Genomic DNA, 13,630 nt, shown 5'->3' with positions numbered 1-13,630 from the left:
TTGATGCCAGCCTAGAGGCGAGCAACGACAATTACTTGCCCTGTCGCAGGACCTTCGTGCGCAGCACGGACTCGTTGAGTCCGAGCTGGCGGTCGAGTTCCTTGACAGTCGCAGGCTCGGCGTTGATGTTCACAACGGCGTAGATGCCATCCGCGTGCTTCAGGATTTCGTAGGCCAGACGACGCTTGCCCCAGACATCGACCTTGTCGACGCTGCCGCCATCCTTGCGAACGACGTTGAGGAACGTATCGAGAGACGGAGCGACAGTGCGCTCGTCAAGGTTGGGGTCGAGAATGACCATCAATTCGTAATGACGCATAAGACCTCATCACCTCCTGTGGACTAGTGAAAACGGCCACGGACTATCCGTGGCAGGAGGGTCGTTGCGTCAGCAACCCTTGGAGGGTACACGGCGATACCCTGACCTGCGAAATCAAGCGACGATGCCAGAGCACAGTCGGCGGCAACATAGTCTTGTCTTCATGCGATCAGGGCAACGCACGTCGATGGCGACCATGGTCGCAGTGGTTTCCCTATGTGCCGTGACCCTGACTCTCGGCTACTTCAACAAGGCCCGATGCGCTGTCGCTCCGTTCCTCGACAACGGTCGCAGTACCGCCTTCGACACCGTCAAGGACAGTTGGGTGTGCTATTCCGATATCCAATTCTTGTGGCTCGGACGCGATATCGACAATCACGTCTTTCCCTACCTCAGCGGTGCCATCACGCCCAACGGAGTCCTCACCGGGGGAACCGTCGAATATCCGGTATTGAGCGGTCTTTTGATGTGGCTCGGTGCGATCCCATCACATACCGACGCAGAATTTCTGCTCTATTCGAGTGCGCTGCTTGCACCGTTCGGCCTGTTGACGGCGTGGATGCTCGGGCGTCTTGCAGGCAAGCCTGCACTGTTGTGGTCGGTGGGCCCTCCGCTGGTGCTTTACGCATTCCACAACTGGGAACTACCGGTGGTGGCAACGGCAGTCGGCGCCGTATTCATCATGGCCCTCCGAATTCCTTTGCGCACCAGAGGGATACTGGCCGCAATTCTGCTCGCGATCGGATTTTGCCTCAAGCTGTATCCGGGTGCATTCGTGCTGCCACTACTCCTCTACGTCGCCTACGGCGGGAACGGCGGTCGCGAACTACCCCACACGGTTCGAGGTCGGTTCGACATTCAGGGCGCGCTCGGCGTAGCAATGGCAGCAATCGGCACCGTCGTCGCAATCAACCTTCCTTTTGCCGTACTGGGCTACGAGGGTTGGCGGGCCTCGTTCGCCTTCCAAACTCTCCGCCAAGCCGATATCACCACCAACTCCATTTGGTATTGGGGAGTGCGTCACCTCTACATCACCGATTCCATGACGCCGGAGGACTATCTGCGCGCCGAAGCGTCGTTCCAGGACACCGTCGATGTGTTGTCACCGCTGCTTGTTTTCATGGCATTCGGGTTGGCACTGTGGCTCGGCTTGCGGAGGATGAAGGTCGAACACACCTACCCCTGGATCGCCGTCAGTGGCTCGATGCTGTGCGGATTCCTACTCCTACACAAGGTGCACTCACCGCAGTACACCCTTTGGCTTGTTCCGTTCTTCGTTCTTCTCCGCGCGCCATGGGCCTTGGTCGGTGCGTACTTGGTGGCAGATCTGTCGATGGGCATCGGGGTGTTCAAGTACTTCGGAGCGTTGGACGGGGGTTCGGACAGCACGACCGAGAAATTTTTTGTCGAGGTAGGCGTATGGGGACGTGCAGTGTTGCTCGTCGTCTTCTTCTTCGTCTTCCTCCGCGCCGGGCTACGAAACCCCAGGCTGACACAGCAGGCAGACGCCGACGACCTCGGCGGTGGATCCGACACGGGGACGTCGAAGGCCGATACGCGGAGCAACGCGGCGACCCAGTAACAAACCGACCCCTCGTTCCGACTAGTCGGTAGGCAGCCGAAGTAGTTGTCGTGATCGGAGGCGGAGCATGACGCAAGGCTCGGGGGGATCGATGCCGACCGATGGCAATGTTCGACGCAGGATCGGTTTGGTCGAGGATCACGAGTCGGTTGCGCTGGGCCTTCGATCCATCCTCGCCGACCAATCGGATCTGGATCTCATAGCTGTCGCTGCCACTGTCGATGAACTTCTGGCGTCAGGTCGGACGCTGGACCTCGTCGTCCTCGATCTTCGTCTCGGTGACGGGTCTTCGCCGCGGTCGAATGTCGAGCAGTTGCACGCCGCAGGTGCTCAGGTCCTGGTCTACACCGGTGCGGAGAATCCATTTCTCGTTCGGTCCGCCGCGAGGGCAGGAGTGCTGGGCGTCGTCCGCAAGTCCGAGCCGGCCGCAGCCATCGTCTCGGCTATCCGACGCGCCGCCGCGGGAGGCCAGGTCGTCACCACCGATTGGGCTGCGGCTATCGACGGCGACCCGCAACTGCCCGATGTCGGCTTGAGTCCACGCCAGCGCGAAGTACTGGCGTTGTATGCATCGGGAGAGAAGGCCGGACGCGTCGCGCGTCTGGCAGGGCTCTCCGAGCAGACCGTCAACGACTACCTGGTTCGGATCAGAAACAAGTATGCCCAGGCGGGGCGCCCCGCGCCTACCAAAACCGACTTGTACAAGCGAGCTGTCGAAGACGGATGGCTTCCGATGCCGGAAGTTCCGCCGGTGAGTTGAGGATCTACGGAGTCAATCACCCAGGTCGTCAAGGATTCAATGCCCCTATTTTTGAGGGCAGACAATCCGCCCGCCACCTGTAAAACTCGAGTAAACGGTTTGCAAAGGCCACAACCGCACCAGTACGGGGAGAACGCCATGTCAACAGGTTTCGATGCCACAGCTGTCTGCTTGTCCGGGCTTTCGGCACCGATCGCCGAGCGTCCTTCACGCCCGCAGATCAGCCTCGCACCGCCCGTCCAAGATCGTCCCGTCGCCGGAATGGCGGGCTCGTTCCTGCCTAAACCGATCTTGACCGGACGCGAGATCCAGGTGCTGACCTGCTGGATACGCTGCGACTCCAAAACCGAAGTGGCCAAGTCTCTGTTTCTGTCATTGGGCACCGTCAACACTCACCTGACGCGCATTCGGGCGAAATATGCGGCCGTCGGCCGCTCGGCCTCCACCAAGGCATCACTGGTGGCACGGGCACTACAGGACGGGATGATCGATATCGCGGAGCTGTAGGTACAACTGCGCCGACCGACGTATTGATTGTGTACAGATTTCGGTACACCCCTTCTCCAATGCCGGGTAGCGCGCGCAGTATCGACGTGGGCGGTCGGGCGCTCGGCATGGGGGAAGAACGTCTCTGGTGCTGGATTTCTTACTGCAGGAGGTACACGTTGTCGAGTTCGCCACGTCCACCCACGATTGCGCGGGATACAGGAACGAAGTCTGCACGCTATTCGGTGTCGACCAGCGAACTCGATGGGTACCTGTACCGCCGACCCGCACTCAGCGCCCGCGAAGTCGAAGTCATGCTCGCGTGGTTCTCATCGGATTCGAAAGCCGACGCCGCAGCTACGGTCCGCATCTCTGTCGGCACCGTCAACACGCATCTCACTCGCATTCGACACAAGTACGCGGTGGTGGGTAGGCCTGCACCGACGAAGGCCGCCCTGTTCGCTCGCGCGTTACAGGACGGCCACACCAAGTTGAACCATTGGTGACGGAGGGCTTTCGCCTACTCGTTACACCGTGAGTTTCGTGTCCTCGCCCTGTTCGACCAGCTTCTTGTTCCGCCTGATACTGCTGATCAGAGCAGCGCCGATGAACAGAATTCCGACGAAGCCGGTGATCAGCTCGTTGATATGCACCCCGATCGACACCAGCAGAATGATCGACAGTGCGCCGATGGCCCAGTGCGCACCGTGCTCGAGGTACACATAGTCGGACAGCGTGCCCTTGCGGACCAGGAACACCGTGATGGATCGGACGAACATCGCACCGATGAATCCGAGGCCGAGCGCGATGATGATCGGGTCCGCGGTGATCGCGAAAGCGCCGATGACACCGTCGAACGAGAACGATGCGTCGAGGACCTCGAGGTAGAGGAACAGGAAGAACCCGGCCTTGCCGGTCGCTTTGACCAGCTCGCTCGGACCACCCGATGCATCTTCACCCTCTTCGTCTGTATTGAACAACTCACCGAGGCCGTTGACGGCGATGTACGTGATCATGCCGAGCACGCCGGCGACCATGACCGTTGAAATTTTGTCGTCGTCGGCGAGGAACTCCGCGCTGAGCACCAGCAGCAGACCTGCCACGACGACGGCGAGCTGATCGAGCTTGCCGATCTTGGCCAACGGCTTCTCGAGCCAGCTCAGCCAGGTGATCTCGCGGTCTTCGAAGATGAATCCGAGGAACAGCATCAGCAGGAACATGCCACCGAACGCAGCAATCTGAGGATGCGCGTCGGTGAGGAGGGTCTCGTAGCTGGGACTGCCGTCGGGGAAGTTCGCAGCACCGTTGTCCGGTGGATTGAGTGCAAGTTGAATCGCTGCGACGGGTCCGAGACCGGATGCGGCCCAGACGATGACCAGAGGAAAGAGCAACCGCATACCGAACACCGCGATGATAATGCCGATGGTCAAGAATATCTTCTGCCAGAATTCGCTCATCCGGCGGAGGACGGTCGCGTTGATGACCGCGTTGTCGAACGACAACGACACTTCGAGCACGCCGAGAATCAAGACGAGAATCGCAGCCTCGAGGCCGCCGTAGAGGAAGGCGACTATCACCGAAACAATCGTGACTCCGATGGACCATCCGAATATCCGTAGAACCACTGTCGGTGGCCTTTCTCTTCCAGAGCAATAACGAAAAATAGGGGAGAACCCCGATACATCATGAATGATGCGACGGGATTTCCCCCTATTTCAACTGCGAAGAATGAACTAGACGTTCACGCCGAAGTCGCGAGCAATTCCGGCGAGACCGGAGGCGTAGCCCTGGCCGACGGCACGGAACTTCCACTCGGCACCGTTGCGGTACAGCTCACCGAAAACCATGGCGGTCTCGGTGGAGGCGTCCTCGCTGAGATCGTAGCGGGCGAGTTCGGAGTTGTCGGCCTGGTTCAGTACGCGAATGAACGCGTTGCGCACCTGCCCGAACGACTGCGAACGCGCGTCGGCGTCGTAAATCGAGACGGGGAAGGTGATCGTTTCGATTTCCGGCGGGACAGCGGCAAGATCGACCTTGATCTGCTCGTCGTCGCCCTCGCCCTCACCGGTGGTGTTGTCGCCGGTGTGCTCGATCGAACCGTCGGGGGACTTGAGGTTGTTGAAGAACACGAAGTGTCCGTCGCTCAGTGCCTTCTTCGTCGAGTTCAACGCGATGGCGCTGGCGTCGAGGTCGAAGTCCGTTCCGGTCGTCGTTCGAATGTCCCAACCGAGTCCGACCGTGACCGCGGTCAGGTTCGGAGCTGCCTTGGTGAGTGAAACATTGCCGCCCTTGCTGAGGCTGACGCCCATGTCTGTCCTTTCGTGTGGATTCCGCTACGACTTTCCACCGTAGTGGTCATCTGTCCGATTTGTGAGGAGCTCGCGGTCACACCGCAGGCCCGATCCTGTTTGTCACAGTTGCACTACGGCAACGTGCACACCACGGCGGGAAGTTCCCGTCAGTACTATCGAGCGGGTGACAAGTCGCTGGCCTGGGGCCTTCCGCCGCGGAGGTGGATCGGAGTCTGCTGCGCGCGCAGCACAGGAGAGCGCCGTCGCTGCCTTCCTCGACATGGACAAACGACAGTCGATCGCATCCACGGGTGTCGACGCAATCCGGGCACTGACTCCCGCACGCGACATAACATCGTTGTGGAACAAGACCGAGAAAAATTGTTTCGAAGCCGGGGCCGCCTACTTGGCGGCGGTGGATCAGTTCGACGGCCTCACCACTCCCGCAGCACAGAACGCATTCGGCGCGGCGACGCGTGCGCTGGGCGAGGCATGCCACGCTGTCGACGAGTTCTACCAAGCGCACCGAATCGACCTCGAACAAGCACGTTCCACGCTCGCCGCTATCCCGCGCCTGGCTCAGGATGCCAAGGCTCTTGCCGAGAAGGCCCAGTTGGCCGTCGCTGCCGCCGATGACAGCTTCACCGACTACCCGTCGATACGAGCGGCATGGCAGACACTCGACGCCGGCGTCGCCACCCTCGACCGCGCCACCACGTCAGGTGACGTTCTGGGCGCCCGAAATGCCGCCGCCGCAGTTCGTGAGGCCGCAGCGGCGCTGGAGGCTGCAGTCGAGGCCGCTCCGGCCCGGGCCAAGGAAGCACGCTCGGCTCTCTCGTCGGTCCGCACCCGCCTCGAGGCTGTCCGCACGCGCTTCGAACGACTCGCACCCGCCTTCTCGACGTTGCTCCGCGAATTCAATGTCGCAAGCTCGGCCGACCTCTCGGCCAACGAGCACATGAGCGCCCGATACATCGAGCAGGCCTCGGAAGACCTCGCCGCCGCGCGGGCAGCCGCCGACGCCGGCAACCCCGAGCAGGCTCTCGACTACATCGCGCAGGCTCGCGCGCGCCTTGCCGACGCCGAGGCCCTCGTCGATGCAGTCACCGATCGAGTCGAACTGCTGCGAGCGGTGAAGGCAAACCCACGGGAGAAGGAACGGGCGGTACGTTTCACGTTACGAGACGCACAACAGTTGGCCGTGAACCGCGGTCTGGTTGCAGAGTGGGGATCGGTATTGGATGCTCAGCTGGCTCGAATCGAGAGAGCAAGCAACGCACTATCCGGAACTCACCCCGATTACTGGTCATACCTACAAGATCTGAATACCATTTCGGGCTTCATTTCCGGGGTTGTCGACAGGATGCGAGGCTCGGCTCGCTGATTGCCGAACTCCAAAATTCATTTGCTCACGAACGCTAAGGACGCCCGGTGCAACACTTTCGACATCTCGACCCCGCAGTGCACGACGCACTGTTCTTCCGGCCACCCAAGAACATTGCCGTCGACGCGGACATCGTCAGTGTCGCAACGGCACTCGGCGCGACGCTGTATATGCCGGCAACACGAACCGATCTGACCGCGACGTTGATCAAACGCAGCCGCATGGGCGTCTGCTCCTTGGTGATCGACCTCGAAGATGCCGTAGCCGATCACGATCTCGAAGAAGCTCTCACCAACGCCGTGCGGACTCTCGACGAGCTGGCCGCGGACGAGGACCTCGCCGCGTTGGTGTTCGTCCGGGCCCGTACTCCGGAGCACATTCGCAGAATCTGTTCCGAGATCGCTCACGGTGCCGCCGCCCTCGCCGGTTTCGTGGTGCCCAAGTTCACCGCCGCCAACGGCGCCTCCTTCCTCGACGCCATCGCCGCCGGTTCGAGCGAGCACGGCAAGCGACTGTTCGCGATGCCAGTTCTCGAATCCGCCGAGGTCGTATTCCGAGAGACTCGCGACACCGAACTCGTCGCGGTACGCGAACTGCTTCTGGCACACAGTGAACGGGTACTCGCGGTGCGCATCGGCGCCACCGACATGTGCGGCATGTTCGGTATCCGCCGCGACCGAGACTTGACCATCTACGACGTCCGCGTCGTCGCCGACGTCATCAGCGCCATCGTCAACCACCTCGGGCGCAACAACGGAACCGGATTCGTCATCACCGGACCGGTATGGGAGTACTTCGCCGATCACGAACGCATGTTCCGTCCCATGCTCAGACAGACCCCGTTCGTCGAACCCGGGGCAGTGCGGTTTCGGCAGCAGCTCGTCAGCAGTGACCTCGATGCTCTCCTTCGCGAAGTCGCATTGGACCGCGCCAACGGGATTCAAGGAAAGACGGTAATTCACCCGTCTCACGTTCCAGCCGTACACGCACTTTCCGCAGTCACGCACGAGGAGTACCACGATGCGCTCGACATCTTGGAATCCGACGCCGGGGGCGTCCGAGCTTCGGGCTACGGTAACAAGATGAACGAGCTTGGACCACATCGCAACTGGGCGAGCCAAACATTGCTGCGTGCCGATGCTTTCGGCGTCACCAACGAAAAGATCACATTCGTGGACGTCCTCACCGCTCTGGCGGACCGATGAACAACCCGACCGACGGAATCAGAGTCACCGGCACCGGCACGTCCTCGGAGTGGTCGGTAGAGCAACTCGTCCGCCCCGGATTGCGTCGAAACCCCAGGCGTGCACATCTGTTGGTGTCCGAGGTACTCGGAAAACACATACCGGTCGACCCTGAACTCGTGACCGCCGCGGCCGATCGACTGGGAACGCTCGTACTCGACGCCGTCGGCGGATCGGACGTCGTCGTGCTCGGATTCGCCGAAACTGCAACAGGTTTGGGACATGGCGTCGCAGCGCGACTCAACGCATATTCCTACCTGCATTCGACGCGTCGCGATGTGCCGGGCCTCGAGGTGTACGGCGAGTTCCAAGAAGGCCATTCCCACGCGACGGATCACAAACTGCTGCCGACGTCCGCGGACGTCCTGGCCGTCCCACTTCCGCTCGTACTGGTCGACGACGAGATATCCACCGGTAAAACGGCACTCGAAGCAATCCGCTCGGTCCACGCCGTTACTCCGCGGGCACATTACGTGATCGCCTCGCTCGTCGACATGCGAAGCGAGGAGCACATTCTCGAGACCGAAGCAGTCGCGACCGAACTCGGCGTCACCATCGTCAGCGTGAGCCTCGCGCAGGGCAGCGTAGAACTGGCCGACGGACTCGTCGGTGACGTGACGGGACTACCGGACCCGACGTTCAATCCTGCCGTGGAGACGGCGGGCACCGTGACCCGCCTCGATGTGAATTGGCCCGCAACCGTTCCCGACGGCGGCCGTCACGGCTTCCTTTCCTTCGACACTCCGGCCTTCGAGAACGCGATCGCTCACGTTGCCACGCGAGTCGAGAACGTCGTGCCCGCCGGCAGACCCGTAGTGGTCCTCGGTCACGAGGAATTGATGTACCTGCCACTTCGCCTCGCGTTGATCCTCCGCGCGGGTGGCCATCCGGCATTGTTCCAAACCACCACTCGGTCACCGGCTTACGTACTCGACACACCAGACTATCCGCTGCGTCGCGGCTTCCAGTTTGTGGCGCCGGAGGACGGCGAACCCGAGGCTCGGTACGTCTACAACGCCGACGGCCCGGAGAATGCGTTGCTGATTCTCGTGGTCGACGAGCCTGCCGATACCGACCGTCTGTTCGGCGAAGGTGGTGCCGCTCGCACTCTCGCCGCGTCGGGCGCCGATGTCCTCATCGTCGTCATCACCGGTGCCGATCCGGTGGCCCTCGCAGCATCGCGCCGCGCAGTGCCCCTGACCGGGCCCGCATTTGGTTCCTACGCCCCTGGTGAGGTGACGTGGCTACTCAAGGACCTCTCCGGTGTGGAGCTCGAAGCCGATGTCGTTGAGCGAGAGAAGCGAATTCAGGCCGGCACAGCGCACTACGCCGAATCGCTGCCCGTAGAGTTTCAGCCCGATCTCGCGTACCGTGAATTGTTCGAAGAAGTCCTGCAGGACAGTGCTTCTCGTCTTGCAGTCGCAGTCGGTACCGTCACCGAAATCGTGCTGGCCGAACGCGGGCACGACATCGTCCTCGCTTCCTTGGCACGGGCAGGCACACCGATCGGGATCCTGATGCGCCGCTGGGCTCACCATGCGCACGGACTGGAACTGCCGCACTATGCCCTCTCGATCGTTCGCGACCGTGGAATCGATACTGTCGCAATGAAATACCTCGCAGACAATCATGATCCCCGGTCGGTCGTCTTCGTGGACGGCTGGACGGGAAAAGGTGCCATCGCCCGCGAATTGACCGCTGCACTGGCGGCATTCGAGGGCGCAGAGTTCAACAGCGATCTCGCAGTTCTGGCCGACCCCGGCCACTGCGCGCGGACCTACGGCACGCGCGATGATTTCCTCATCGCATCTGCCTGCCTCAATTCGACGGTCTCCGGTCTCGTCTCCCGGACGGTCCTCAACCGCGACCTGATCGACGACGGCGAATTCCACGGCGCCAAGTACTACGCAGACCTTGCACCGGACGACGTGTCCAATCACCTGCTCGACACCGTGTCAGCACAATTCGACTCGGTACGCGAGGACGTTGCCCGATCGGTCACCGCCGTATCGAGCTCCGATCGCACCCCGACCTGGACCGGATGGGCCTCGGTGGAGAAGGTCCGTGAAGAGTTCGGGATCTCGCATGTCAATTTCGTCAAACCCGGTGTAGGAGAGACCACGCGAGTACTTCTCCGTCGAATTCCATGGCGGATCCTCGTGCGCGAGCTCGATGCCCCCGAGCACCGGCATATCCGAATGTTGGCTGCCGCCAGAGATGTTCCGGTGCTCGAGGTACCGGATCTGGCATATTCGTGCATGGGCCTGATCAAGGATGTCACGTGAACACCCTCGTAGCGGTCGACCTGGACCGAACGATGATCTTCTCCGCAGCCGCGTTGGGATTCGAGGTCGACGACACCGTGGTCTGCGTCGAAATGTTCGAGAGAGCGCCACTGTCCTACATGACCACCGCTGCCGCCGAGTCGCTCCGCACCCTTACTGCCGATGCCGTCGTGGTGCCGACGACGACACGCACTATCGAGCAATTCCAGCGAATCTCACTGCCCGGTGCGCCGTGGCGGTTCTCGATCACCAGCAACGGCGGCAACATCCTCGTCGACGGTGAACCCGACCGTGCATGGCGCGCCGGTTTCTCGGACATCGATCTCGGCGGGGTCCGCGAGGAACTGACGCGTCGAACGGGCGGCGACTGGGTTCTCAAGCGTCGGACTGCGGACGATCTTTTCTGCTACCTCGTCGTCGAACCCACAGCGGTTCCGCCCGATTTTCTCGCGGACTGGTCCTCGTGGTGTGCCGCGCGTGGATGGAACGTCTCGCAACAGGGACGCAAGATTTACACGATGCCCGACGTCGTCTGCAAGAATCGCGCCGTCGCCGAAGTTCTCGCGCGCTGCATCGACGACGGCGTTCTCGACGTCGGGGCCCTCACGCTTGCTGCGGGCGACGGCGCACTCGATGCAGACATGCTCATCGCCGCCGACCGGTCCATCAGGCCGCGGCACGGCGAGCTGGAAGCGAAAAACTTCCAGCACGACGGGTTGGTGGTCACGCCGTCGGCGGGTGGTCTCGCAGGCGAGGAGATCCTCACCTGGCTGCATGCCGAGACGGCTCGAGAAGTCGATGGAACCATCCGTGCGTCCGCTGCGTCGAACAAGGCAAGGGGTTGACGCACACACGGGGGTACAGGCATGGGCTGGGGAAGAACGGGCTCGAAAGGTAGGCGCTGGACGGGCGCGGATCGTGTTGCATCCGCGGAATCGGGTTCTACGCCGACGCATGTTCCGGAGCACCATCCATGAGCGGTGATCCTTCGGAAGAACTGCAGCAGACCCTGCGCACACTCGAGAGCATCAGCGGGTTCGGTGACATGTCGGCGCAGGAGTTCGGCGATCTGACTCGTGCCGTCATCTATCAAGAGCGAGACAGTTACGCTTACGGCGGCGGCTACGAGCCCAAGGCAGTGTTCGACGACGACCCGTTCGATGCAATGTCGCATGGGGAGATCTTCGGGAAAGTCGAGCAGTTCCAACCTGAACGGGCCGGGGAGTCCTCCAACAACTGGCGAGCGATCGGAGCCCACGCGGCCGAGGGCGCCGATCAGTTCGCTCAGGCAATGGCCGCGGTGAACAGCACCAGCTGGCAGGGCCCATCAGCCACCGCCGCAGTCGACGGTGTGCAGGCGTACACGAAGTCGACCGCAGAGTTGAAGACGACTGCGCATCTCGTGGCGAACAAGCTGCTCGAGGCATATACGGGTCTTCAGCAGACCAAGGCGAGCGTTCCGCCTCCGCTGCCTACCGGCCCGTTCGAGAAAGTGCTCGACGCGACTCCTGGTTTTCTCGTGCCCGGTGTGTTGAAGCAGGCCCAACACGCACGTGAAGAGGCCGAAGAAGCTGCGCGCCAGGTCATGCGCAGTGTGTACATGCCGGTCGTACATCAATCCGACGACCAAGTTCCGATTCTGCCGACCGCGCTCGATCCGGTCACCGACGGTGGCGCGGGTGACGCAGGCAGGTACCGACCGGGCACCAAGGGCCCCGGCTTCGACGCGCAACCCTTTCCTCGATCGGACGCTTCGGCCACCGGGCCCGGATCCGGAAATGGAAATGGAAATGGTGCTTCGGGGCAGACCGGTTCACCCGCCTCCGACGGCGGTGCTCTTCGATCTCCCGCATCGGATGCACAGGACACCGGGACAGAGGCGTCGAGTTGGGCGCCCAGTGAGGCACCACAGTCGGCGCAGCCGCCGACCGGTCCGGCCGGGGCGCAGCAAGGGTCGAATGCACCCCCGGGATCACCACCAGCGGGGTCCTCACCCGGTGGCTCGGTACTGGGCAGTCCACTCGGTGGTCCCCAAAGGTCAGGTCCAGGCGGGTCAGGTCCAGGCGGTTCAGGTCCCGGCAGGTCAGGTGCCGGCGGATCGGGTGCCCGGGGCGGCAGTTCAGGCGGTACCGGTTCTCGGTTCGGCGGGGGCTCCGGCGGTTCGGGCTCGGGTGGTTCGGGCTCGGGTGGGTTCAATCGCCCTGGGGTCGGAGGCTCGGTTCTCGGGGCTCCCGGCCAGGGCGGTGCCGCCGCTGGGGGCCAGGGATCAACCGGAGGATCCGGTACGGCTCCCGGCCGTGCCGGTGCCCCTGGAATGGGCGGAATGTCGCCTGGCGCAGGTCGCGGTGGTCCGGGGGGCGCAGACGACGTCCACAAGACGCCCGGCTATCTGGTCGATGCCGTCAATGGAGACGAATTGATCGGCACGCTGCCACTTGTCGTTCCACCGGTGCTCGGCGGGTGAACGAACGCGAGTGGACCATGACCGGCCTCGAGTTTCGGGTCATGATGGAACAGTTCGGCCGCGATCGATTGCCGTTCCCATTGCAAATTCGTGCGACGGCAAGCTCGGCAGCCGAATATCACCGTCGATGCCACGAGGCGTCGATAGGCATCGCGACGAAGATGGACGAAGACCTGCGCGAGGCCGGACGGATCCTTCTCGACCCACGGCTTCGAATCGAAGTCGTCGGCCATACGAGGAGCAAGAGTGCAGCGGACGGTTCCGCGGACGTCAAGATCCGTGGCCATGCCGCGATCCGACACGACAGTGCAGCTGTGCTGATCCAACAACCCGGAATCGATGATTCCTCCGGCGGCCCGGTGACGGTCCGCTTGGTCGCCTCGTATCGCGCCGTGAATCGAGTACTCGACGCGCTGCCCGAATCCCCGAAGGGCACCAACCCTCGCATCGACATCCCGAGGCCTTCTCCGATCGGACAATCGACCGCGAACTCGGTCGTGTTCGAGAACTCCACAGGGTCGACGTCCAGGGAGCACTTCGACCGGCTTCTGGCCCGACGTCGAACCAGCGCAGGCGAAATCCTCATCTGCCCTGGCAAAGCCACCGACAATCGAGTGGAAAAGGACTTGGCTGGTTTTCACTGGGTCGACAATGCCGATGACGGTCGATACCTGGTCCGGTCCGGTTCTACTGTCAGCGTCATTCCCGCCTCCGATTCCGACGTGGCCGCGGAAGTTCGAAGGCTCGCCGCAGAGGTGGTAGCCGAGACCTGAAGCCGGCGACGGACACGGGTTGTGGAACTTCGTCCACAGCAT

Annotated in this window: 13 protein-coding genes; 10 read left to right on the top strand and 3 right to left on the bottom strand. The window is 62.2% G+C overall.

The window, feature by feature from the left end:
* Positions 1 to 31: 31 nt before the first annotated feature.
* Entirely contained in the window at positions 32 to 319 is a 288-nt protein-coding gene (rpsF, locus tag E5720_RS10675) for a 30S ribosomal protein S6 (RefSeq protein ID WP_136170639.1), read from the bottom strand.
* 163 nt (positions 320 to 482) lie between these two features.
* Here rpsF and E5720_RS10665 point away from each other — a divergent pair, with 163 nt between their 5' ends.
* The 4 genes from E5720_RS10665 (at position 483) to E5720_RS10650 (ending at position 3,653) form a co-directional block, all read left to right on the top strand.
* Positions 483 to 1,901, top strand: coding sequence for a glycosyltransferase 87 family protein (locus tag E5720_RS10665; RefSeq protein WP_210729849.1), 1,419 nt, complete (start codon positions 483 to 485; stop codon positions 1,899 to 1,901).
* A 67-nt stretch (positions 1,902 to 1,968) separates the two neighbouring features.
* On the top strand, positions 1,969 to 2,661 hold the full coding sequence (locus E5720_RS10660) for a response regulator transcription factor (RefSeq protein ID WP_136170638.1): 693 nt from the start codon (positions 1,969 to 1,971) through the stop codon (positions 2,659 to 2,661).
* 138 nt (positions 2,662 to 2,799) lie between these two features.
* A complete protein-coding gene (locus E5720_RS10655) occupies positions 2,800 to 3,168 on the top strand; it encodes a helix-turn-helix transcriptional regulator (RefSeq protein ID WP_136170637.1) in 369 nt (122 codons plus the stop codon).
* Between the two features lie 224 nt (positions 3,169 to 3,392).
* Entirely contained in the window at positions 3,393 to 3,653 is a 261-nt protein-coding gene (locus E5720_RS10650; RefSeq protein ID WP_247596314.1) for a LuxR C-terminal-related transcriptional regulator, read from the top strand.
* Between the two features lie 21 nt (positions 3,654 to 3,674).
* Here the strand turns inward: E5720_RS10650 and E5720_RS10645 are convergent, their stop codons facing one another.
* Together E5720_RS10645 and E5720_RS10640 are read right to left on the bottom strand one after the other, a co-directional pair.
* Positions 3,675 to 4,772, bottom strand: a complete 1,098-nt coding sequence (locus E5720_RS10645; protein WP_136170636.1) for a DUF475 domain-containing protein — start codon at positions 4,770 to 4,772, stop codon at positions 3,675 to 3,677.
* Between the two features lie 108 nt (positions 4,773 to 4,880).
* Complete coding sequence (locus tag E5720_RS10640) at positions 4,881 to 5,456, bottom strand: TerD family protein (RefSeq protein WP_084345828.1); 576 nt, start codon at positions 5,454 to 5,456, stop codon at positions 4,881 to 4,883.
* Between the two features lie 262 nt (positions 5,457 to 5,718).
* Here E5720_RS10640 and E5720_RS10635 point away from each other — a divergent pair, with 262 nt between their 5' ends.
* The 6 genes from E5720_RS10635 to E5720_RS10610 all read left to right on the top strand — a co-directional run bounded on the left by E5720_RS10635 (position 5,719) and on the right by E5720_RS10610 (position 13,588).
* On the top strand, positions 5,719 to 6,822 hold the full coding sequence (locus E5720_RS10635; protein ID WP_136172590.1) for a hypothetical protein: 1,104 nt from the start codon (positions 5,719 to 5,721) through the stop codon (positions 6,820 to 6,822).
* A 47-nt stretch (positions 6,823 to 6,869) separates the two neighbouring features.
* Entirely contained in the window at positions 6,870 to 8,027 is a 1,158-nt protein-coding gene (locus E5720_RS10630; protein WP_136170635.1) for an HpcH/HpaI aldolase/citrate lyase family protein, read from the top strand.
* Positions 8,024 to 10,351, top strand: a complete 2,328-nt coding sequence (locus E5720_RS10625; protein ID WP_136170634.1) for a phosphoribosyltransferase — start codon at positions 8,024 to 8,026, stop codon at positions 10,349 to 10,351. The genes E5720_RS10630 and E5720_RS10625 overlap by 4 nt, the downstream gene beginning before the upstream one ends.
* Entirely contained in the window at positions 10,348 to 11,196 is an 849-nt protein-coding gene (locus tag E5720_RS10620; protein ID WP_247596261.1) for an HAD family hydrolase, read from the top strand. The genes E5720_RS10625 and E5720_RS10620 overlap by 4 nt, the downstream gene beginning before the upstream one ends.
* Before the next feature lie 128 nt (positions 11,197 to 11,324).
* Positions 11,325 to 12,815, top strand: coding sequence for a PPE domain-containing protein (locus E5720_RS10615; RefSeq protein ID WP_136170633.1), 1,491 nt, complete (start codon positions 11,325 to 11,327; stop codon positions 12,813 to 12,815).
* The gene (locus E5720_RS10610; protein ID WP_136170632.1) at positions 12,812 to 13,588 is read left to right on the top strand and encodes an ESX secretion-associated protein EspG; all 777 of its coding nucleotides are present in this window, start codon (positions 12,812 to 12,814) and stop codon (positions 13,586 to 13,588) included. Before E5720_RS10615 ends, E5720_RS10610 begins: the two co-directional genes overlap by 4 nt.
* Positions 13,589 to 13,630: the final 42 nt, after the last annotated feature.

Origin of the sequence: Rhodococcus sp. PAMC28707 (assembly GCF_004795915.1) — a bacterium.
GTDB lineage: Bacteria > Actinomycetota > Actinomycetes > Mycobacteriales > Mycobacteriaceae > Rhodococcoides.
The sequence above is the reverse complement of the archived record's forward strand: the minus strand, read 5'-3'. Positions and strand labels throughout refer to the sequence as shown.

What these genes read in the sequence shown, in the direction of transcription:
- E5720_RS10625 (WP_136170634.1), top strand. Translation starts at nt 8,024, where the DNA reads ATGAACAACCCGACCGACGGAATCAGAGTCACCGGCACCGGCACGTCC.
- E5720_RS10660 (WP_136170638.1), top strand. Translation starts at nt 1,969, where the DNA reads ATGACGCAAGGCTCGGGGGGATCGATGCCGACCGATGGCAATGTTCGA.
- E5720_RS10635 (WP_136172590.1), top strand. Translation starts at nt 5,719, where the DNA reads ATGGACAAACGACAGTCGATCGCATCCACGGGTGTCGACGCAATCCGG.
- E5720_RS10615 (WP_136170633.1), top strand. Translation starts at nt 11,325, where the DNA reads ATGAGCGGTGATCCTTCGGAAGAACTGCAGCAGACCCTGCGCACACTC.
- E5720_RS10655 (WP_136170637.1), top strand. Translation starts at nt 2,800, where the DNA reads ATGTCAACAGGTTTCGATGCCACAGCTGTCTGCTTGTCCGGGCTTTCG.
- rpsF (WP_136170639.1), bottom strand. Translation starts at nt 319, where the DNA reads ATGCGTCATTACGAATTGATGGTCATTCTCGACCCCAACCTTGACGAG.
- E5720_RS10665 (WP_210729849.1), top strand. Translation starts at nt 483, where the DNA reads ATGCGATCAGGGCAACGCACGTCGATGGCGACCATGGTCGCAGTGGTT.
- E5720_RS10640 (WP_084345828.1), bottom strand. Translation starts at nt 5,456, where the DNA reads ATGGGCGTCAGCCTCAGCAAGGGCGGCAATGTTTCACTCACCAAGGCA.